Raw genomic sequence first — 21,269 nt, 5'->3', positions numbered from 1 at the left:
TGGCTGGGTGGCGGCTCCGCGCCATTGGCTTGCTTGGAATTCATCTGATGCCTTCAAAACCCGTCGTTGCTGCGCAAGCAGGGACGACAAGCACGTTGCGATTTGAACCGGCGCGCTCCCGCGACAGCGGGAGCGGCATCCGGTCGTTACTTCGCCGCTGCGTTGCTCGGCCTGTTGGACAGGCTCCACACATACGCCGCCAGCACATGCACCTTGGGTTCGCCGAGGAACTCGCCGAAGGCCGGCATGGTGTTGTCGCGGCCCTTGTTGATGGTTTCCTTGATGGTGTCGATGCTGCCGCCGTACAGCCAGATCTTGTCCGACAGGTTGGGCGCGCCCAGCGCCTGGGTGCCCTTACCGCCGGCGCCGTGGCAGGCCATGCAGGCGCCGAACTTCGACTTGCCCAGCTCGGCCTTGATCGGGTCATGGGTCGAGTCAGACAGGCTCAGCACGTAGTTGGCAACGTTGTCGACATCCTTGTCGGTGCCCACCGCGGCGGCCATCGGCGGCATCACACCGTGACGGCCTTTCATGATGGTTTCCTTGATGGTCTCCGGCGCGCCGCCGTGCAGCCAGTCGTCGTCGGTCAGGTTGGGGAAGCCCTTGTTGCCGCGCGCGTCCGAACCGTGGCACTGCGCGCAGTAGGTCAGGAACAGGCGTTCACCGATGGCATGCGCCTGCGGATCGGCCGCCACCGTCTTCAGGTCCTGCTTCATGAAGCCGTCGAACAGCGGGCCGTACTTGGCGTTGGCCGCCTTCACGTCCTCGTCGTGCTCGCTGGTGGACTGCCAGCCGAAGGTGCCGGCGAAGTTGCCCAGGCCCGGGTACACCACCAGGTAGCCGACCGAGAAGAAGATGGTCAGGTAGAACATCCACATCCACCAGCGCGGCAGCGGGTTGTTCAGTTCGGTGAGATCCTCGTCCCAGACGTGGCCGGTGGTGGAGCCGGCGACCGGCTGGTCGCCCTTCTTCACCTTCCAGGTCGACTGCTGCCACAGCAGCAGGCCGCAGCCCAGGATGCCCAGCACGGTGAGGACGATGATCCAGATGTTCCAGAAACCGCTGGTGAAATCAGCCATGGCGCGCCTCCTTTCCGGAAGCATCGGCCGGCTGGCCGATGTCGCCGTCGGCGAAGGGCAGCATCTCCGCCTGCGAGAAGTCGGCTGGCTTGTGGCTGACGTAGGTCCACCAGATGATGCCGACGAAGGTGACGAAGCTGACCAGCGTGATCATGCTGCGCGCGTCGGTGAAAAATTCGCTCATGGTCTTATCTCTCCGCCTTGATCAATATGCCCAGGCCCTGCAGGTAGGCGATCAACGCATCCTGTTCGGTCTTGCCGGCCAGCTCGGCCGGCGCGTTCTTGATGTCTTCTTCGGTGTAGGGGTCGCCGATGCGCTTCAGGGCGCGCATGCGCGAGACGATGTCGTAGTTGTCCAGCTTGGCCTGCTCCAGCCACGGATAGGCCGGCATATTGGACTCCGGCACCACGTCGCGCGGGTTGTGCAGGTGGGCGCGATGCCACTCGTCGCTGTAGCGGGCGCCCACGCGCGCCAAGTCGGGCCCGGTACGCTTGGAGCCCCACTGGAACGGGTGGTCATACACCGACTCGCCTGCTACCGAGTAATGGCCGTAGCGCTCGGTCTCGGCGCGCAGCGGACGGATCATCTGCGAGTGGCAGTTGTAGCAGCCCTCGCGGATGTAGATATCGCGACCGGCCAGGCGCAGCGGTGAATACGGCTTGAGTCCTGCGATCGGCTCGGTGGTCGACTTCTGGAAGAACAGCGGCACGATCTCGGCCAGCCCGCCCACGCTCACCACCAGCACCACCAGGGTGATCAGCAGCCAGGGGTTCTTCTCGATCCATTCATGCGAAAACTTCATTCTTTCCCCCAATCAATGCGCGGTGTTGGCGACAGCCGGGATCGGCGCCACGGCCAGCGTGGTGCCGCGCATGGTGCGCCAGGTGTTGTAAGCCATCACGATCATGCCGGCCAGGTACATCAGGCCGCCCATCAGACGGATGACGTAGTACGGATAGGTGGCCTTGACGCTCTCCACGAAGGTATAGGTCAGCGTGCCGTCGCTGTTGACCGCGCGCCACATCAGGCCCTGCATCACACCGGCGATCCACATCGCGGCGATGTACAGCACGATGCCGATGGTGGCCACCCAGAAGTGGATCTCGATCAAGTCCTTGCTCCACATCTGGGTCTTGCCCGACAGGCGCGGGATCAGGTAGTACATCGAACCCATGGTGATGAAGCCGACCCAGCCCAGCGCGCCGGAGTGCACGTGGCCGATGGTCCAGTCGGTGTAATGGGACAGCGCGTTGACGGTCTTGATGGCCATCATCGGGCCCTCGAAGGTGGCCATGCCGTAGAACGACAGCGACACCACCAGGAACTTCAGGATGGGATCGGTGCGCAGCTGGTGCCAGGCGCCCGACAGGGTCATCATGCCGTTGATCATGCCGCCCCACGACGGCGCCAGCAGGATCAGCGAGAACACCATGCCCAGCGACTGGGTCCAGTCAGGCAGCGCGGTGTAGTGCAGATGGTGCGGGCCGGCCCACATGTAGGTGAAGATCAGCGCCCAGAAGTGCACGATCGACAAGCGGTAGGAATACACCGGCTTGTTGACCTGCTTGGGAATGAAGTAATACATCATCCCCAGGAAGCCCGCGGTCAGGAAGAAGCCCACCGCGTTGTGGCCGTACCACCACTGGATCATCGCGTCCTGCGCGCCGCTGTACATGGAGTACGACTTGGTCAGCGTGGCCGGCATGGTCATGCCGTTGACGATGTGCAGCAGGGCCACGGCCAGGATGAAGGCGCCGTAGAACCAGTTGGCCACATAGATGTGCTGCACCTTGCGCTTGACGATGGTGCCGAAGAACACCACCGCGTAAGCCACCCACACCACCGCAATCAGGATGGTCAGCGGCCACTCCAGCTCGGCGTATTCCTTGCCGCGCGTGAAGCCCAGCGGCAACGAAATCGCCGCGCCCACGATCACCAGCTGCCAGCCCCAGAAGGTAAAGGCCGCCAGCCAGTCGCAGAACAACCGCGTCTGGCAGGTGCGCTGGACGACGTAATACGACGTCGCCATCAACGCGCTGCCGCCGAAGGCGAAGATCACCGCATTGGTATGCAAGGGCCGCAGCCGGCCGAAGCTCAGCCAGGGAATCCCCATATTCAATTCAGGCCATGCCAGCTGGGCGGCGATGAACACGCCGACCAGCATACCGACTACGCCCCACAGGATGGTCGCCACTGAAAACTGGCGAACTACCTTGTAGTTGTAGCTATTTTCTTTGCTCACGAAACTCTCCCCACTGTGTTGAGTACTGTCCAATGCGAGCTTACGGGGAGCGGCTTTGGGGGGTATTGACGTGTATCAAAATGGGGAGAGGCCGCGGGGAGACAGAGGGGAACTTCGGGTGATCAGGTGAAGGATTGCGGTGCTTCGGGTGGTTCCGGTGAGCAACGGACGACGCTGGATCCCGGCCTTCGCCGGGATGACGGAGGTTGGTGATCGGGAATGTGGTTTTGACCGGCTTGGCTGAAACCTGATGCTGACTGGGGGCGGATGCCGACGTCGGTGAGGCGCGACGAACGACGCTGGATCCCTGCTTTCGCAGGGACGACGGAGGTTGATGATCGGGAAGGTGGTTTTGGCCGGCTTGGCTGGAACCTGATGCTGACTCGGGGACGGATGCCGACGTCGGTAAGGCGCGACGAACGACGCTGGGTCCCTGCTTTCGCAGGGACGACGGATTAAATCAGATAGCGAGCCACCACATCGAAGCCGCAGGCGAGGATGAAGCCAAGCGATGCCGCAGGCGAGCCCCAATCCCGATGCCGCAGGCGAGGCGGATGGTATTTCCCCTTGTGGGCCAGCCGGCGGAGCGTGGTGAAAAATGGATCAGCAAGGCAACCGGAGCGCAGCGACTTTGCCTTGCCCATTTTTCAGCGCGCTCCGCCGGGAACCCCGCAGGGGCTGGCACTTAGGGGCCGCCTTCTTTTGCTTACTTTTCTTGGCGGAGCAAGAAAAGTGAGCGGCTGCCGGGCCGCCCCCGGCGCTCCGTTCCGACCGGAGAAAGAAAGGCATCAAGCCAGTACATCGACCGGCAGCAAGACCAGACTACCCGGAAGACCGCTCATCAGAGGCAACCCCATCATCATCATGCAAAATCCGCAACGCCGGCCCCTCCAGATCATCAAACTGCCCACTATCGCTAGCCCGAAAAAACACCCAGATCGCCAAAAACACCAACAAGGTACTCAAGGGAATCAGCAAATAAAGCGCCTCCATCACCCCTCCCCCGCCAAGACCGCCGAAGCCAGCGCTCCGGCTTCGGCGTCAGCAAAGACCCCGGAAGGCAATGCCTCAGCGCGGCTCAGGCGCAAGGCATTGCCCACCACCAGCAAGGAACTGAGCGACATCCCCACCGCCGACATCCATGGGTTGAGCAAACCGAACGCCGCCGCCGGAATCGCCAGCAAGTTGTACGTCGCAGCCCACGCCAGGTTCTGCCGCACCACCCGCATCGCCCGTTGCGCCATGCGCGCACAGTCGGCCACCGCGGACAAGCGATCGCCCATCACCACGGCATCCGCGCTGACCTGCGCCAGCGCCGCCCCGCGCCCCATGGCGAACGACACATCGCCCGCGCGCAGCATGGCCGCGTCGTTGATGCCGTCGCCCACGATGGCCACCACCGCGCCGCCCTGCTGCAGCGCGCGCACATAATCCAGCTTCTGTTGCGGCGAACAGCCGGCCACCACCTCGGCGATGCCGACCGCGCCCGCCACCTGGGCGCAGACGTCGGCTTGGTCGCCGCTCAACAGCACGGTACGACGCCCCTGCGCGCGAAACGCCGCCACCGTGGCGAGCGCGTCCGGGCGCAAGGCATCGGCCAGGTCGAAGCGCGCCAGCCAGCCATGCTCATCGCCCAGATAGACCGAACCAACGCCGCCGGCCGCGGGCATGCCCAATGCCGGCGGCAGCGGCGCGCCGCACAGCTCGCCGACGAAGGCTTGCGAACCGATGCGGTGGCGGCGGCCGGCGATCTCGCACTGCATGCCGGCGCCAGTGAACGATTGCAGCGCCTCCGGCGTCGCTGCTGCGACGCCGCGCCGTTCGGACTCCTCCACCAGGGCCTTGGCCAACGGATGCAGACTGCCGCGTTCCATCGCCGCCGCAATAGCCAAGGCCTGTGCTTCCGTATGCAAGGCGGCGGTCCACACCGCCGTCACCTGCGGCTTGCCGCGCGTGAGCGTGCCGGTCTTGTCGAACACGATGGTGTCGGCGCGCTGCAGCGTCTCCAGCACATTGCCGCGCACCACCAGGGTGCCCTGGCGCAGCAGGCGGTCGGTGGCCGCGGCCAGCGCCGAGGGCGTGGCCAGCGACAAGGCGCAGGGGCAGGACACCACCAGCACCGCGATCGCGGTCGGCCAAGCTTGCGCCGGGTCGATGAAATGCCAGACAAGGAAGGTCGCCACCGCCAGGATCAGCAAGGCCGCCACGAAGCGCGAGGCGACGATGTCAGCCCATTGCGCCAGCGCCGGCTTGCCTGTGCCGGCCTGCTCGGCCAGGCGCGTCAGGGCGGCCAGCGTGCTTTCACGGGTGGCGCGCACCACGCGCAGCAACACCGGCTGGCTCAGGTTGACGGCACCGCCCGGCGCCTCCTGTCCGGCATGGAACGCTTGCGGGCGGCTTTCGCCGGACAGCAAGGACAGATCCAGTTCCGCCCCGCTTTCCAGCAATTGCGCGTCGGCCGCGATGGTGTCGCCGGGGCGCGCCAGGATGACGTCGCCGGGTTGCAGCGCGGCGGCCGCCACCAGCGTCGTCTCGCGCTGTTGCGGATAGCCGGCCACACGCAGCGCCGAGGCCGGGAAGGCTTGCTGCATGCGCTCCAGCGCCGCCGCCGACTTGCGCCGCGCGGCCGCTTCCAGGTAACGGCTGGTCAGCAGCAGGAAGATGAACATGCTGACGCTGTCGAACCAGATCTCGCCCTCGCCGCGCCAGGTGGCGACCGCGCTGGCGATGAAGGCGGCGCCGATGCCGATGGCCACCGGCAGATCCATGCCCGGCGCGCGGGCGCGCAGGCCGGCCCAGGCGCCGGAGAAGAACGGCAGCGCCGAGTAGCACACCGCGGGAATGGTCAGGAACAGGCTGGCCCAGCGCATCAGCGCCATCATGTCGGGCTCGATGCCGTCCGGGCTCATGTAGACCGGCACGGCGTACATCATCACCTGCATCATCGAGAGGCCGGCGATGAACAGCTGGCGAAACAGCCGGCGCGAGGCGCGGCGCGCCTGCTCGCCCTGGCGCAACGGATCGAAGGGATAAGCGGTATAGCCCAGGCCGCGCAGGCCGCGCAGGATGGCCGAGGTGGAACACTGCATCGGGTCGCGCCTGATGCGCAGGCGCGCGTTGGCCACGTTCAGCTCCGCCATGCGGATGCCCGGCTGGCGCGCCAGGTATTTCTCGATCAGCCAGACGCAGGCCGCGCAGCGCAGGCCGTCGATCGACAGCACCAGCTCTTCTGCAGCGTCGCCGTGCCCACCCTCGCCACCGTCCGCCGGCAGATCGGCCAGCGCCAGCTCCGGCGGCAACAGTTGTTCGGCATCAACGCGCGCCGAGGGCGCACTGCGACGCAGGTAGAAGTCCTCGCAGCCGCTGTCGACGATCAAGCGTGCCACGCTGTGGCAACCGATGCAGCACATGTCGCGCGCCGCGCCGCCGATGGCCAGGCTCAGGCGCTCGCCGGGCGGCACCGGCTGGCCGCAGTGAAAGCAGAGGCGGTCATCGTGCAGTGCTTCGGTTGTAGTTTCAACGCTCATGTCAGACTCCATGCGCCGGGCTGACGCAGAACACGTCGATCCAGCCGCGCGCGATACCCAGTCCGCCGACTTCGGCAACGCGCAATAATCCAAGAACGCCGAAGGCCAGCACCACGATGCCGGCGGCGCGACGCCACATGGGCCTGGCCGCCAACCGGCGCATGCGCGCGCCCGACAGGCCGGCCGCCATCAGCATCGGCAAGGTGCCGGCGCCGAAGGCCAGCATGGTCAATGCGCCATCGGCAGCGCTGCCGCTCATCAGCGCGCTCAGCAAGGCGCTGTACACCATCCCGCACGGCAGCCAGCCCCACAAGGCGCCCAGCGCCAGCGCCTTGGCCGGCGTATCCACCGGGATGAAGCGCGTCGCCAGCGGACGCACCAGCGCCCACAGGCCCTGGCCCCATTGCTCCAGGCGCGCCAATGCGCTCCACCACTGCGTGAGATAGAGGCCCAACAACACCAGCAGCAGATTGGCGACGGCATAGGCGAGCTGCTGGGCCGGCGCCAGCCAGCCCAATACATCCGCGCCGCGCAGCACGCCGGCAGAGATGCCGCCGGCCAGCGCGCCGGCAGCCGCATAGCTGGAGAGGCGGCCGAGGTTGTAGCAGAGCACGCGCGTGGCGTCTTGCATGAGTGCGATGCCGATACCGGATACGGCCGGGACGGGTTGGATTGAAATGATGCGGGCCGCCGCACCCGAGGCCGTCGATGCAGCAGAGGCGGCAGGCGCATAGCGCACGAGGGAAGACGCCGGCGGCGACGCCCGGCGCTGCGGACCGGCGGAGCTGAGCGCCCCGACGATGCCGCCGCACATGCCGATGCAGTGGACGCTTCCCATGAGCCCCACCAGGAAGACCGGCAAGAGGTTCACGACGGCTGCCTCAGACCGTCTGCGAGTAGCGCTGCGGCGCGTCCTTGTTCTCGCGCGCCGCCTTCTCGCGGTCGGCCATCAGGTAACGGTCGAACACCATGCAGATGTTGCGGATCAGGAGGCGCCCCTTGGGCTCGACGGTGATCCACTCCGGCTCGATCTTGATCAGGCCGTCCTCTTCCAGAGCCTTGAGCTTGTCCATCTCGGCGGCGAAGTATTCGCGGAAGACGATGGGATAGGCGATCTCCAGGGAGTTGATCGACAACTCGAAGTTGCACATCAGGCGCTGGATGATCAGGCGGCGCAGCACGTCGTCCATGCCCAGCTGGATGCCGCGGGCAATCGGCAGCGTGGAGTTTTCCAGGCGCGCGTAGTAGTCGTCGAGCGTCTTTTCGTTCTGGCTGTAGCTGCCGCCCACCGCGCTGATGGCCGACACGCCGCAGGCCACCAGGTCGGTTTCCGAATGCGTCGAGTAGCCCTGGAAGTTGCGGTGCAGGCGGCCCTGCTGCTGGGCGATGGCGAGGTCGTCGGTGGGCTTGGCGAAGTGGTCCATGCCGATGTAGACGTAGCCGGCCGCAGTGAGCTGGCGGATGCACAGCGACAGCATGTCGAGCTTGCTGTCGGCGCTGGGCAGGTCGTCCTCGTTGATCTGGCGCTGGGTCTTGAACAGCTGCGGCATGTGCGCGTAGTTGTAGACGGCGATGCGGTCCGGGCTGGCAGCCACCACCTTGGCCAGCGTGCGCGCCATCGACATCACGTTCTGCTTGGGCAGGCCGTAGATCAGGTCGATGCTGATGGAGCGAAATCCCGCGCTGCGCGCGGCGTTGATGATCTCCAGCGTCTGCTCTTCCGACTGCACGCGGTTGACCGCGCGCTGCACCTCGGGGTCGAAGTCCTGCACGCCCAGGCTGATGCGGTTGAAGCCCTGCGAGCGCAGCGTGCGCACGCGCTCGATCGACACCGTGCGCGGATCGATCTCGATGGAGTATTCGCCGACATGGTCAGGCGCCAGCGTGAAACTCTTGCGGATGTGCGCCATCAGGTCGCCCATCTGCTCGTCCGACAGATAGGTCGGCGTGCCGCCGCCGAAGTGCAGCTGCTCGACATGGTTCATGCCGGAGAACAGCGAGCCCTGCATGCTGATCTCGCGCTTGAGGTAGCTCAGGTAGAGCGCGGCCTTGGCGCGGTTCTTGGTGACGATCTTGTTGCAGGCGCAGTAGTAGCAGATGGTGTCGCAGAACGGGATGTGCAGGTACAACGACAGCGCGCGCCAGGCGCTCATGCTGCGGCGGTCGGAGACGGCGTGCAGGTAATCCTTGACGGCGAACTCGCTGGAGAAGCGGTCGGCGGTCGGATAGGAGGTATAGCGCGGGCCGCGCTGGTCCATTTTGCGCAGCACGCTCTTGTTCATGCCCGCCAGGGTGGCGGCATTGTGCAGGGTGGACGGATGGGCGACGTGCATTTGGAGCTCCTGGCCGGCCGCCGGACTGGGCGCGGCTGGAACGGTCGGTGCCACACTGCAGGCGCACCGCACCGTGAGCCGCACGTCGGGCGGACAGGGATTGATTGGAGATTGCAGGATAGGTGGGCGCCGGGGCCGCCGCCTTGATGTGCATCAAACGCCCGGTCCTTGGCGACGCCGGCCGCTTTGCACGGGCCCGGCCGTTCCCGTCCGGCGGCAAAAAACAACGGCCGCGTGTTGCGGATGAGCTTGCGCGAGATCGCCCCCGAAGTTGCCATCATTGCATTCAAGTTACGCAACTTTTGTTTGCGCGCAGCCCGCAAACGTTTTCCACTGCTGAAAAATTTGCATCGGTCAAATTTGGTCTGACCAGTTGACATCCATTTTTGCCCTCCCTATGATAAAAAAGTCATACAACTTGACCGCGCGCAGCCACAAGTCGCGCGCGCCAAGCGTCCATCAAGAAGACATCAAACAATAAGAAGAATGCGGGATGGTCTTACCGCCCGCTTTGATCAACAACAACGGAGACAATATGAACGCATCTGTACGGCGCCGTCGCGCCGCGCTGGGTTACGCCCTTGCCGCAACATCCGCCACCCTGCTGTTCGCGTCCGGCCACGCCGGCGCCCAGGTCGCCACCGGCGACACCTCCTCGGCCAAGATCGCCCTGTCCAACAATTACGCCGCCAATGCCTGGCGCCAGTCGATGCTCAAGACCTGGGCCGCGACCGCGGACGACGCCGTCAAGCGCAAGCTGGTGGCCGCCGCCCCGGCCTTCACCACCTCCGAGAACCAGCCCACCGAGCAGGCCCAGCAGATCCAGAACCTGATCCTGCAGGGCTACAAGGCGATCGTGGTGGATGCGGCTTCGCCCACCGCCCTGAACGGCACCATCAAGAAGGCCTGCGCGGCCGGCGTGGTGGTGGTCTCGTACGACGGCGTGGTGACCGAGCCCTGCGCTTACCGCGTGACCTTCGACTTCCGCAAGATGGGCGAGAAGCAGATCGACTACCTGGCCGAGCGCCTGAACGGCAAGGGCAATATCCTCGAGATCCGCGGCCTGGCCGGGGTGTCGGTGGACGGCGAGATCCACGCCGGCATCATGGACGGCATCAAGAAGCATCCGGGCCTGAAGATCGTCGGCTCGGTCAACGGCGACTGGGCCCAGACCGTGGCGCAGAAGGCGGTCTCCGGCATCCTGCCGACGCTGCCCAAGGTGGACGGCGTGGTGACCCAGGGCGGCGACGGCTTCGGCGTGGCGCAAGCCTTCAAGGCGGCCAATCGCGAGCTGCCCATCATCATCCTGGGCAACCGCGAGGACGAGCTGCAATGGTGGAAGACGCAGATCCCCACCGGCTACAAGACCTACTCCGCCTCCAACCCGCCGGGCGCGGTGACGGTGGCCTTCTGGGTGGCGCAGCAGGTGCTGGCCGGCAAGAAGGTGCCCAAGGACATCGACATCGTCGCCCCGCTGCTCTACCTGCAGCAGGATCAGCTGCCTGACGCGCTGTCCAAGACCCCGCAGGGCGGCGTGGCCGATATCGGCTTCTCGCAGGCCGACACCGTCAAGCTGCTCGACGCGTCACCCAAAAAGTAAGCAGGCACGCGCACGCGCCGGCCGATGCAGCCGGCGCGGCCATCTTGCCCTCCCTGACGGCGGCGCCGGCGTCGCGGCGTCTTCCGCCCCCTCTTCAGGAAACGGATCATCCACCGTGAACCCAATCCCATCCCCCTCTTCGCCGCCGCTGCCCGTGCACGCCGGCGGCGCAGCCTTGTGCAGCCTATCGCACATCCGTAAATCCTTCGGCCAGGTCAAGGCCTTGCAAGACGTCAGCCTGGACATCGCCCCCGGCCAATGCTGGGGCCTGGTCGGCCACAACGGCGCCGGCAAGTCGACCCTGATGAACGTGCTGGCCGGCGTGCTGCCGGGCGATGACGGCAGCATCGTGATCGACGGCGCGCCGCAGCCGCACTACTCGACCCAGAGCGCCTATCGCCTGGGCGTACGCTGCGTGTTCCAGGAACTGTCGCTGTGCCTGAACCTGAACGTGGCCGAGAACCTGTGCGTGTTCCACCCGGCCCTGAAAGGCTGGGGCTGGCGCCGCAAGGCGCGCCGGCTGGTGCTGGAGAAGCTGGATGAGATCTTCCCCGGCCACGGCGTCGACCCTGATCGCGTGGTAGGCGAACTCAGCATCACCCAACGCCAGATGGTGGAGATCGCCTGCGCCTTCACCGTGGTCGATGCGCCGGTGCGGCTGCTGATCCTGGACGAGCCGACCTCCAGCCTGGACGCACAGACCGCCGCCCGCCTCACCGCCTATATCCGCCGCCGGCTGCAGGACGGCATGAGCCTGGTGTTCATCTCGCACATGCTGGGCGAGATCTTCGACTGCTGCAATCGCATCGCCGTGATGCGCGACGGCCGGCTGGTGATGAGCGACGCCACGGCCAACCTCACCCGTGAGGCGCTGGTCCAGGCAATGGGCCATGCCGACCAGAAGCAGATCGACAAGCAGGCAGAAACGCAGGCAGAGACTCAAGCAAACAGCCGGGCCGAAGCAGCCCCGGTCAACGCGCATGCCGGCGCCGAGCAACTGCTGGAGGCCGCGATGCCGCCCGCCTCGCCGGTGCGCGCCCTGCGCGTTGCACGCGGCCAGGTGGTGGGGCTCTCCGGCCTGGCCGGACAGGGCCAGACCGACATGCTGATCCGCCTGTTCGAACAGTACCGCGGCCGCATGCGCGTGGCCTTCGTGGCGGGCGATCGCGGACGCGACGGCAACTTCCCGCTGTGGAGCATCCTGCACAACCTGAGCATCCGCAAGCTGCCCTCGCTCTCGCGCGGCGGCGTGGTCGATCGCGCCGCCGAAGAGGCGCTGGGGCGCGAATGGCATGAGCGCGTGGCCATCCGCACGCCCGACCTGAATCACAACATGCTGTCGCTGTCCGGGGGCAACCAGCAGAAGGTGCTGTTTGCCCGCGCGCTGTCGTCGGACGCCGAGCTGATCCTCATGGACGATCCGATGCGCGGAGTCGACTTCGGCACCAAGGTCGACATGTACCGCCTGATCCGCGCCGAGGCCGCGCGCGGGCGCAGCTTCGTCTGGTACACCACGGAGAACGACGAGCTGGACTACTGCGACAGCACCTACGTCTTCTACCAGCGCCACATCACGCTGGAACTGGCGCGCCATGAATTGTCGGAAGAGCGCATCATCGCGGCCTCCTTCGGCAATGCGCGCGCCGAGGCCGACGCAGCCGAGCACACCAAGCCCACCCTGAAAGGAGCGCGCGCATGAGCACCGCCGCCAACACAAGCGCGCGCGCCGGCCTGGGCGCGCTGCCGCGTCATGAGATCCAGACCCTGCTGCTGCCGGTGGCTACGCTGGCCGCCGTGCTGGCGCCGATCTTCTGGATCAACCCCAACACCATGAGTTACTTCGGCCTGGGCCTGCTGCTGAACCTGGCGGTGCCGATGATCCTGGCCAGCATGGCGCAGCTGTGCATCATCGCGGTCAACGACCTTGACCTGTCGATCGGCGCGTTCGTGAGCCTGGTGTCCTGCATCGCGGTGACCTGGCTGCCGGAGCAACCGGCGCTGGGCATCGCCGCACTGGTCGGCTGCGTGCTGCTGTACGCCGCCATCGGCGCGCTGGTCGAGCTGTTCAGCCTGCCCTCGATCGTCGTGACGCTGGGCCTGTCCTTCGTCTGGGGCGGCTGGGCGCTGATCCTGCTGCCCATGCCCGGCGGCGCCACGCCGCAATGGTTGCAGGACCTGATGAACCTGGCCATTCCGGTGGTGCCCACGCCGATCGTCTATGCCTTCATCATCGCCGCCCTCGGCCACTGGTTCCTGATGCGCACCTCGCCGGGTGTGCGGCTGCGCGGCGCCGGCGGCAATCCCAAGGCGATCGTGCGCAGCGGCGGTTCGGTGGTGCGCGCCAAGGCATTGATGTACGGCCTGGCCGGCATCCTCGGCATCCTGTCGGCGCTGACGCTGGTGGGCATCACCACCTCGGCCGACGCCAACATCGCGCAGCGCTATACGCTGGTGTCGATCGCCGCCGTGATCCTGGGCGGCGGCAGCTTCATCGGCGGCAAGGTCTCGCCCATCGGCGCCACGCTGGGGGCGATCACGCTGGGCATCGCGGCTTCCTTCCTGTCGTTCCTGAACATCGCGCCGAAGTGGCAGATCGGCCTGCAGGGAGCGATCCTGATCATCGTGCTGTCGCTGCGCATGCTGCTCTCGCGCCGGGGAGAACATCAATGAACCAACTCAAGCTCGCACTGGAGCAGCGCCGCTGGGCCTGGTCCTTCATCGGCGCGGCGCTGCTGTGGCTGGCCACGCTGGGAGTGGCCGGCGGCGAGGCGGCCTTCAATATCGGGCTGTCGGCGCTGTCCTTCGGCGCGCTGATGGTGCTGGTGGGCCTGGGCCAGATGCTGGTGGTGACCACCGGGCCGGGCAACATCGACCTGTCCATTCCCTCCACCATCGGGCTGGTCGGCGCTCTCGCCGTGCGCAGCATGGGCGGCGAGGACGGCGGCATCCTGCTGGGCCTGGGCGTGGCGCTGGCCACCGGCGTGGCGGTCGGCGTGTGCAACTACCTGCTGATCCGGCTGCTGCAGATCCCGCCAATCATCGCCACCATGTCGTCCTCCTTCATCCTGCAGTCGCTGGCGATCCACGTCGGCCAGGGGCTGAAGATCACGCCGCCCGAGCTTTTGGCCAACTTCGCCACCGGCTGGCTGCTGCACCTGCCGCTCTTGGCCTGGCTGGTGCTGGCCATCGCGCTGGCGCTGGCGTGGACGCTGGCGCGCACGCTGTTCGGTCGCTTCCTCTCCGCGGTGGGCCAGAACGCCCGCGCGGCCTGGCTGGCCGGCATCGGCGTGGAGCGCATCCGCTGCCTGTGCTATGTGCTGTGCGCGGTGTTCGCCGCCGCTTGCGCGCTGCTGATCGCAGGCTTCTCCGGCGGCGCCTCGCTCGACATGGGCAATGAATATCTGCTGATGTCGGTGGCGGTGGTGGTCATCGGCGGCACCAGCGTCACTGGCGGGCGCGCCACCGTGGCCGGCATCTGGGGCGCGGCGCTGTTCCTGTATTTCACCAACACGCTGCTGAACGTGGTGGGCCTGTCGGCCGGCGGCCGCTCGGTGCTCTCAGGCCTGATCATCATCGCGGTGATCGTGCTGTCCGGCCGGCGCCGGCAATATCGCTGAATCACGCCGCCACTACTACCAAGAACATACTGACGAGGAGATTGCATGTCCCTGCCCGATTCCCCCTTCCAGCACCTGGACCCGCGCTTTCGCCGCATGGTGATCGACACCGCCCAACTCGATTGCCTGCATACCGGCAACCGCTGGTCCGAAGGCCCCGTATGGTTGGCCGCCACGCAAGAGCTGATCTGGAGCGACATCCCCAACAACCGCCTGATGCGCTGGTCCGAAGGCGCCGGCGCGGGCGTGTTCCGCCAGCCGTCCAACTTCAACAACGGCAATACGCTGGACCGCGAGGGACGCATCGTCGGCTGCCTGCACGGCGGCCGCGCGGTGGTGCGCACCGAACACGACGGCAGCATCACCACCCTCGCCTCGCACTGGCAAGGCAAACGACTGAATTCGCCCAATGACGTGGTAGTGAAGTCGGACGGCTCGATCTGGTTCACCGATCCCGACTACGGCATCAACAGCGACTATGAGGGCTATTCGGCCCAGACCGAAATCGACGCCTGCAACGTCTATCGCGTGGACGGCAACACCGGCGAGATGAGCATCGTCGCCGCCGACATGGAGCGCCCCAACGGCCTGGCTTTCTCGCCCGACGAAAGCAAGCTCTACATCGCCGACACCGGCCTCACCCACCGCGAAGGCGGCCCACACCATATCCGCGTGTTCGACGTGGTGGACGGCGTGAGGCTGCGCGGCGGCGAAGTTTTCGCCACCATCAGCCCGGGCCTGGCCGACGGCTTCCGCCTGGACGACCGCGGCAACATCTGGACCTCGGCCGGCGACGGCGTGCATTGCTATGCACCCGACGGCGCGCTGCTGGGCAAGATCCTGGTGCCGGAAGTGGTCTCCAACGTGGTGTTCGGCGGCCCGCGCGGCAACCGCCTGTTCATCACCGCCACCACCTCGGTGTATGCGGTCTACCTGGCGGTGAACGGTGCGGCGCGTCCGCGCAATGCGCGCTGAACATGCGCCGGGAGCTGCACTGAAGCGCGCGAAAACGCGCGCACGGAAGAGCTGAATCAGCTGCAAATCCGCCGTCAGAGCGGCTGATGAGCAGCAGCTCTTCCATGTTGTTTTTTGCGCGATCCTGCATTTTTTCTCCGCTGCCGCGCTTTTCCTGGCGCAGCGCTGCGCACTAGACTTTCCCTACATGCTGCACCGGCGCCTTCCGCGCCGGCAGCGCCACTACAAGGGGGAATCCACATGCAGCGCACCGCTACCCGCATCACCCGCGCAACCTCATCCGTCACCTTGGTCTTCGCACTGGCCGGCGTCATCGCCTTGTCCGCGCAACCGGCGCAGGCGGTCGACCTTGGCCTGAGCGGCGATGTCGGTACCACCGGCGTGGGCTTCCACCTGAGCATGCCGCTTGCGCCCACGCTCAACGCGCGCGTCGGCGTGAACTACTTCGACTACTCTTTCAACTCCAGCACCAACAGCGTGAACTACGATGCCAAGGCCAAACTGCGCACCTTCGATGCGCTGCTGGACTGGTTCCCGTTCCATAACGAGTTCCGCCTCTCTGGCGGGGTGATCTACAACGGCAACAAGATCGACGCCACCGGCAAACCCAAGGCCAACGGCACCTATACCCTGAACGGCAACACCTACACCTCGGCGCAGGCAGGCCAGGTCGACGGCCGGGTGGATTTCAAGCGTATCGCGCCCTACCTGGGCCTGGGCTACGGCAATGCGGTCGCGCCCAACAAGGGCTGGGGCTTCACGGCCGATGTCGGCGTCATGTTCCAGGGCAACGGCTCGACCTCGCTGAGCAACTCCGGCTGCAGCGCACCGGCGCCGCTGTGCGCGCAGCTGGGACGCGACGTAGCAGCCGAGAATGCCGAGCTGTCCGACAAGGTGCATGGCTACAACCTGTACCCGGTGGTGCGAGTGGGCGCCAGCTACAAATTCTGATGAGCGCTATCACGCCGCGCGCATAATGCCGCGGCCGCCGCTGTGCTAGAGTAGCGCCTCTTCCGCCTTGTTCCGGCTTCCGGGACAAGGCGTTTTCAATGGGTTCCCTTACCCCATTCATCAAAAAGGTCAATATGACAACCTTCGACTTGCGTCGGCACGCGACTGTGCTGGCATGGCTTGCGCTGTTCCATCTGCTGGTGATCACCTCCAGCAACTACCTGGTGCAGCTGCCGGTTTCCATCTTCGGCTTGCACACCACCTGGGGCGCGTTCAGCTTTCCCTTCATCTTCCTGGCGACCGACCTGACCGTGCGCTTCTTCGGCGCGCCGCTGGCGCGTCGCATCATCTTTGCGGTGATGCTGCCGGCGCTGTTCATCTCGTACGCGGTCTCGGCCTTGTTCTATATGGGGCAATGGCAGGGCTTCGGCGCGCTCGCGCATTTCAACCTGTTCGTGGCGCGCATCGCGGCGGCCAGCTTCATGGCGTATGCGCTGGGCCAGATCCTGGACGTGCACGTGTTCAACCGGCTGCGCACGAGCCGCCACTGGTGGCTGGCGCCGTCGGTGTCGATGTTCTTCGGCAACGCCAGCGACACGCTGGCCTTCTTCTCGATTGCATTCTGGCGCAGCACCGATCCCTTCATGGCGGAGCATTGGGTGGAGATCGCGCTGGTGGACTACGGCTTCAAGCTGGCCATCAGCCTGCTGTTCTTCCTGCCGGCGTATGGCGCGCTGATGTCCTTGTTCAAGGGCTGGCTCAAGCAGGCGTCCGGCCGACCGCTGAGGTCGCAGGCGCTGTAGCAGGCCGGTGGGCTGGCTTGTCGTCTGCACAAGACCTGCATCCTGCCCAGCAACATTTCCCGCGAAACGGTAAACTTGCGGCTTCGCGCGGCGATCCCCGCCGCGCCTCTCTCCCCTTGCCTGGACTGCCCATGAATTGGCCCTTGTTTGCCCTTGCCGTTGCCGCCTTCGGCATCGGCACCACCGAATTCGTCATCATGGGCCTGCTGCCCGACGTCGCGCGCGACCTCGCGGTGTCGGCGCCTGCGGCCGGCATGCTGGTCTCAGGCTACGCGCTGGGCGTGGCCGCCGGCGCGCCCATTCTCGCCATCCTCACCGCCAAGTGGCCGCGCAAGCAGGCGCTGGTGGGCTTGATGCTGCTCTTCATCCTCGGCAACATCCTGTGCGCCGTCGCCCCCAGCTACAGCTTCCTGATGGTGGCGCGCGTGGTGACCGCCTTCTGCCACGCAGCCTTTTTCGGCATCGGTTCGGTGGTCGCTGCCGAGCTGGTGGCCCCGGCCAAACGTGCCCAGGCCGTGGCGCTGATGTTCACCGGCCTGACCGTGGCCAACATCCTGGGCGTGCCGCTGGGCACTGCCTTCGGCCACACGGCGGGCTGGCGCTCGACCTTCGGCGTGGTGACCGTCATCGGCGTGGTGGCCGCCGCCATGCTGTGGGCCATGCTGCCCAAGAAGATCCCCATGCAGGGCGGCAATATCTTCCAGGAGTTCCGCTCCATCATCGACACGCGCGTGCAGCTCTCGCTGCTGACCTCGACGCTGGCGTCGATCAGCATGTTCAGCGTGATCACCTACATCGCCTACATCCTGCTCGACGTCACCGGCTTCACCGCGCAGCAGGAAAGCTGGGTGCTGCTGCTGTTCGGCGCCGGCATCACGGTGGGCGGCCTGGTCGGCGGCAAGCTGGCCGACTGGAAACTGATGCCGGTGATGTGCGCGGTATTCCTGTGCATCGCCGTGGTGCTGGGCCTGTTCTCCTTCACCAGCCACTACAAGTGGCCGACGCTGGCGACCATGTTCGCCTGGGGCGCGTTCGCCTTCGCGGTGGTGCCGGGCGCGCAGATCCGCGTGCTGGATACCGCGCGCGGCGCGCCCAACCTGGCCTCGACGCTGAACCAGGGCGCCTTCAACCTGGGCAACGCCACCGGCGCCTGGGTCGGCGGCCTGGCCATTTCGGCCGGCCTGCCGCTGACCGACCTGCCGCTGATCGGCTCTCTGTTCGCCTTGCTGGGCCTGGCCACCGTGGCCTTCTCGGCGTCGCTGGACAAACGCGCGCGCGTACCTGCCTGATCGCAGAAAGCACAATGAAAAACGGCGCTTGCCTTATCGGGCAAGCGCCGTTTTTGTTTGTGGCCGAACTGCGGCCGAAGTTCGCTGTATTGAAAGCGGGAAGGTATCCGCGTGCGATCAGGCTGGGTTCAGGTTGGCCGAGGCAATGAAGTTGTCGAAGAAGCTCTCGCAGCGTGCCAGTTGCTCCAGCGTGACGAACTCGTTGGGCTTGTGCGCCTGCACGATGTCGCCGGGGCCGCAGATCACGGCCGGCATGCCGGCCTCGAAGAACAACCCGCCTTCGGTGCCGAAGCCGACCTTGCGCGCGCGTTCGCTGCCCAGGATACGCAGCGCCGAGGTGACGATGGGGTCGTCGCTGGGCGTGTTCATGCCCGGATAGGCGGTCAGGGTCTCGAACTCGATGCGTCCCTGCGCGCCGTCGGCGGTCATCTGCGGCATGACTTCGCGTTCGGCGTAGGCCTTCACTTCCTCGAACACTTCGCGCGGATCGATGCCGGGCAAGAAGCGGTGCTCGAACACGAACTCGGCCTTGTCGGGAATGATGTTGGGCGCGCTGCCGCCGTTGGACAGCGTGGTGACGATGGACGAATACGGCACGTCGAAGTCGTAGTCGTTGGCCTCGTTCTCTCGCACGCGCCTAGCGATGTCGCGGATCTTCAGCTGCATCATCGCGGCGAAGTCGATGCTGTTGATGCCCAGGTGCGGGCAGGACGAGTGCGCGGCGTGGCCGTGCACCGAGCAGCGATAGGAGCGCTTGCCCTTGTGCGCGATCACCGCCTGCATCGAGGTCGGCTCGCCGATGATCACACCGGTGGGGCGGATTTCGTTCTTCTTCAAATCGGCCAGCAGCTCGCGCACGCCCAGGCAGCCGACTTCCTCGTCATACGAGAACGAAAAATGCAGCGGCGTGTGCAGGCGGTTCTGGTCGATGAAGGGCAGGCGCGACAGCGTCACGGCGATGAAGCCCTTCATGTCGCAGGCGCCGCGGCCGAACAGCTTGCCGTCGGCGATGCGGGCGACGAAAGGATCGCTGTCCCAGTTCTGTCCCTTCACCGGCACCACATCGGTGTGGCCGGAGAACACGGTGCCGAACTTGCCGTTGCCGGCAGCGCCGCCGATGGTGGCGAACAGGTTGGCCTTGCGCCGCTCGGCGTCATAGGTGAGGCGGGTGACGGCGCCGTAGCGCTCGAGGTAATCGCGAACCCATTCGATCAATCCGAGGTTGGATTCGCGGCTGACGGTGTTGAAACCGATGAGGGTATTGAGGATGTCCAGCGTCTGCTTCGTCGGTTCCGAAGCAGCTGTTTTCAAGGGTGCGTTCATGGTGATATTTGCCTGTTCAATTCCGGAGACCACGAGGCCCGCGCGGCCTGACTGACCGCGGCAGTGCGTCGATACGCTCCGGCAACTTCAGCAGCAAGCCTCATGCCACGCTACAGCTGGTGCGGCAGGCAGGCTTGCCAAGCCCGTTTCCCCGGCGTATTCCTGAACGGCGGTCTGCTGCCGCCTGCTTGGAAAACTCATGCGTGAAGCGATGCGCGCCACAAGCTGCACACTTTTGCGCGCAGGCAAGCTGCGCACTTTTGCTCGCCGACAAGCTGCGCGCTTTTCACAACACATCGACATTACACCCCATTTCACCGTGACGCGCCCAGCGCGCCGGAAAAAAGCCTGTCGCCATCGCCGCCGCCATAGCGGAAAAAGCCACCGCAAAGAAGAAAAAGCGGGCCGGCGGGCGCGCACTTATCAGGAATTTCATGATATGGCCGGCCGGTCATTTTTGTAAGACTGGCATCAAGGATTCCCGCCATGGGGGCCGCCGGCGCGACAGCGCGGCGGATGGCGGAATCTTCCCGCGCGACGGGAAGAACAGCGATCCAGTCGGACCAAGAGAAAGATCTACATCATGAAACCGCCGATCATCCTGATGATTGAGTCGAGCGGCGAAGCAGTCGAACTGGCGCGCTTCGCCCTCTGGCGAAGCAATTTCCATTGCGTGCTGCAGTGGTATGACGAAGCCGACGCCGCCATCAACCGGCTGCTGTTCGCGCGTCGCGAACGCGCCGACGGCGAGCTGCCGGCGATGATCTTCCTCGACCCGGGCATGATGGAAAACAATGGCCTGGATTTCATCCTCGCCATGAAGGCCGACCGCGCCACGCGCGCAGTCCCCATCGTCGTGTTCCCCGATCCGGACTACCCGCCGACCATGGTCGACCTGATCGAGGCCGGCGCCAGCGAATACCTGCTCAAGCCCGAAGCGACCGATGATTACATGAAGGCCTTCCTGGCCTGTACGCAGCGCTGGGGCAAACGACGCCGCACGCGCAGCGCGCCCTCACGCACGCCGCCGCCATGAAATGAAAAAGCCCGCGCAAGCGGGCTTTTTCTATCGCGGCAGAAAGAATTACTTCTTCACGCGGGTGCTGATGTGTTCATCGAAGGCGCGGTGCGCGGCGTCCAGGTTCTTCAGCGCAGCCTGCCACGGCTCGTAGTCGGCGGCGGTCAGGTACTGCCCTTCCGGCTGCTGCTTCCATTGCTCCAGCTTGGCGTTCATCAGCTCGTACTCTTCAAGCTGCGCCTGCAGCAGCACTTCCATCTGGGCCTTCAGTTCCTCGGCGCGCGCGATCCAGGGATCTTGCGGCATGTCTTGCGAAGTCTCTTGCGGCGTTGTCGGCTCTTGCGTGTCCATCGTGGGCTCCCAGTAATCGGTCGCGCCATACTATCACGGGTCTGTCGATACTCCGCGGCAACGGCGGCCGGCTTTACACCTGCGCGCGAAGCTGCGTGAATTCGGCGGACCAATGCAAAAAGCCGCTGAATGATGACATTCAACGGCTTTCTGATTTGGT

Annotated in this window: 21 protein-coding genes; 10 read left to right on the top strand and 11 right to left on the bottom strand. The window is 65.6% G+C overall.

Annotated elements, in window-relative coordinates:
* Window positions 1–146: 146 nt before the first annotated feature.
* The 9 genes from ccoP to hemN form a co-directional block, all read right to left on the bottom strand.
* A complete protein-coding gene (gene ccoP, locus J8I26_RS00255) occupies window positions 147–1,079 on the bottom strand; it encodes a cytochrome-c oxidase, cbb3-type subunit III (RefSeq protein ID WP_209602968.1) in 933 nt (310 codons plus the stop codon).
* Window positions 1,072–1,263: a CcoQ/FixQ family Cbb3-type cytochrome c oxidase assembly chaperone gene (locus J8I26_RS00250; RefSeq protein WP_209602965.1), complete on the bottom strand. Its 192-nt coding sequence runs from the start codon at window positions 1,261–1,263 to the stop codon at window positions 1,072–1,074. Before J8I26_RS00250 ends, ccoP begins: the two co-directional genes overlap by 8 nt.
* Before the next feature lie 4 nt (window positions 1,264–1,267).
* Window positions 1,268–1,882, bottom strand: a complete 615-nt coding sequence (gene ccoO / locus J8I26_RS00245; protein ID WP_209602963.1) for a cytochrome-c oxidase, cbb3-type subunit II — start codon at window positions 1,880–1,882, stop codon at window positions 1,268–1,270.
* 12 nt (window positions 1,883–1,894) lie between these two features.
* Window positions 1,895–3,322 (bottom strand): cytochrome-c oxidase, cbb3-type subunit I, encoded by a 1,428-nt coding sequence (gene ccoN, locus J8I26_RS00240; protein WP_209602962.1) that lies wholly within the window; start codon window positions 3,320–3,322, stop codon window positions 1,895–1,897.
* 455 nt (window positions 3,323–3,777) lie between these two features.
* Window positions 3,778–3,966, bottom strand: a complete 189-nt coding sequence (locus J8I26_RS00235) for a hypothetical protein (protein ID WP_209602960.1) — start codon at window positions 3,964–3,966, stop codon at window positions 3,778–3,780.
* A gap of 178 nt (window positions 3,967–4,144) precedes the next feature.
* On the bottom strand, window positions 4,145–4,315 hold the full coding sequence (ccoS, locus tag J8I26_RS00230) for a cbb3-type cytochrome oxidase assembly protein CcoS (protein ID WP_209602957.1): 171 nt from the start codon (window positions 4,313–4,315) through the stop codon (window positions 4,145–4,147).
* Window positions 4,315–6,849, bottom strand: a complete 2,535-nt coding sequence (locus J8I26_RS00225; RefSeq protein ID WP_209602955.1) for a heavy metal translocating P-type ATPase — start codon at window positions 6,847–6,849, stop codon at window positions 4,315–4,317. Before J8I26_RS00225 ends, ccoS begins: the two co-directional genes overlap by 1 nt.
* A gap of 1 nt (window position 6,850) precedes the next feature.
* Window positions 6,851–7,720 carry a sulfite exporter TauE/SafE family protein gene (locus J8I26_RS00220; RefSeq protein WP_209602951.1) on the bottom strand — a complete coding sequence of 290 codons (870 nt, stop codon included), beginning with the start codon at window positions 7,718–7,720 and terminating at the stop codon, window positions 6,851–6,853.
* 10 nt (window positions 7,721–7,730) lie between these two features.
* Window positions 7,731–9,182 carry an oxygen-independent coproporphyrinogen III oxidase gene (hemN, locus tag J8I26_RS00215; RefSeq protein ID WP_209602949.1) on the bottom strand — a complete coding sequence of 484 codons (1,452 nt, stop codon included), beginning with the start codon at window positions 9,180–9,182 and terminating at the stop codon, window positions 7,731–7,733.
* Window positions 9,183–9,717: 535 nt separating this feature from the next.
* On the opposite strand from hemN, the gene J8I26_RS00210 reads away from it, so the two are divergent.
* From J8I26_RS00210 to J8I26_RS00175, 8 genes are all read left to right on the top strand, one after another.
* The gene (locus tag J8I26_RS00210; RefSeq protein ID WP_209602948.1) at window positions 9,718–10,782 is read left to right on the top strand and encodes an ABC transporter substrate-binding protein; all 1,065 of its coding nucleotides are present in this window, start codon (window positions 9,718–9,720) and stop codon (window positions 10,780–10,782) included.
* 154 nt (window positions 10,783–10,936) lie between these two features.
* Window positions 10,937–12,481 (top strand): sugar ABC transporter ATP-binding protein, encoded by a 1,545-nt coding sequence (locus tag J8I26_RS00205; RefSeq protein ID WP_348635280.1) that lies wholly within the window; start codon window positions 10,937–10,939, stop codon window positions 12,479–12,481.
* Window positions 12,478–13,452: an ABC transporter permease gene (locus tag J8I26_RS00200; protein WP_209602946.1), complete on the top strand. Its 975-nt coding sequence runs from the start codon at window positions 12,478–12,480 to the stop codon at window positions 13,450–13,452. Before J8I26_RS00205 ends, J8I26_RS00200 begins: the two co-directional genes overlap by 4 nt.
* Window positions 13,449–14,399, top strand: coding sequence for an ABC transporter permease (locus tag J8I26_RS00195; RefSeq protein ID WP_209602943.1), 951 nt, complete (start codon window positions 13,449–13,451; stop codon window positions 14,397–14,399). The genes J8I26_RS00200 and J8I26_RS00195 overlap by 4 nt, the downstream gene beginning before the upstream one ends.
* A 45-nt stretch (window positions 14,400–14,444) precedes the next feature.
* Window positions 14,445–15,374 carry an SMP-30/gluconolactonase/LRE family protein gene (locus tag J8I26_RS00190; RefSeq protein WP_209602940.1) on the top strand — a complete coding sequence of 310 codons (930 nt, stop codon included), beginning with the start codon at window positions 14,445–14,447 and terminating at the stop codon, window positions 15,372–15,374.
* A gap of 240 nt (window positions 15,375–15,614) precedes the next feature.
* Window positions 15,615–16,325: a hypothetical protein gene (locus J8I26_RS00185; RefSeq protein ID WP_245200002.1), complete on the top strand. Its 711-nt coding sequence runs from the start codon at window positions 15,615–15,617 to the stop codon at window positions 16,323–16,325.
* 134 nt (window positions 16,326–16,459) lie between these two features.
* On the top strand, window positions 16,460–17,128 hold the full coding sequence (locus J8I26_RS00180) for a 7-cyano-7-deazaguanine/7-aminomethyl-7-deazaguanine transporter (protein WP_209602939.1): 669 nt from the start codon (window positions 16,460–16,462) through the stop codon (window positions 17,126–17,128).
* Between the two features lie 131 nt (window positions 17,129–17,259).
* Window positions 17,260–18,417, top strand: a complete 1,158-nt coding sequence (locus tag J8I26_RS00175) for an MFS transporter (RefSeq protein WP_209602937.1) — start codon at window positions 17,260–17,262, stop codon at window positions 18,415–18,417.
* Window positions 18,418–18,534: 117 nt separating this feature from the next.
* On the opposite strand, the gene argE is transcribed toward J8I26_RS00175, so the two are convergent.
* Entirely contained in the window at window positions 18,535–19,740 is a 1,206-nt protein-coding gene (gene argE, locus J8I26_RS00170; protein WP_209602935.1) for an acetylornithine deacetylase, read from the bottom strand.
* A gap of 199 nt (window positions 19,741–19,939) precedes the next feature.
* Here argE and J8I26_RS00165 point away from each other — a divergent pair, with 199 nt between their 5' ends.
* Window positions 19,940–20,203 (top strand): hypothetical protein, encoded by a 264-nt coding sequence (locus tag J8I26_RS00165; RefSeq protein ID WP_209602934.1) that lies wholly within the window; start codon window positions 19,940–19,942, stop codon window positions 20,201–20,203.
* Window positions 20,204–20,323: 120 nt separating this feature from the next.
* Window positions 20,324–20,776, top strand: coding sequence for a response regulator (locus J8I26_RS00160; protein WP_209602933.1), 453 nt, complete (start codon window positions 20,324–20,326; stop codon window positions 20,774–20,776).
* Between the two features lie 48 nt (window positions 20,777–20,824).
* On the opposite strand, the gene J8I26_RS00155 is transcribed toward J8I26_RS00160, so the two are convergent.
* Window positions 20,825–21,109 carry a hypothetical protein gene (locus J8I26_RS00155; protein WP_245200001.1) on the bottom strand — a complete coding sequence of 95 codons (285 nt, stop codon included), beginning with the start codon at window positions 21,107–21,109 and terminating at the stop codon, window positions 20,825–20,827.
* Window positions 21,110–21,269 lie beyond the last annotated feature (160 nt).

Source organism: Herbaspirillum sp. LeCh32-8, from assembly GCF_017814915.1.
Classification (GTDB): Bacteria; Pseudomonadota; Gammaproteobacteria; order Burkholderiales; family Burkholderiaceae_D; genus Herbaspirillum.
This window is presented reverse-complemented; position numbering and strand designations above follow the sequence as displayed.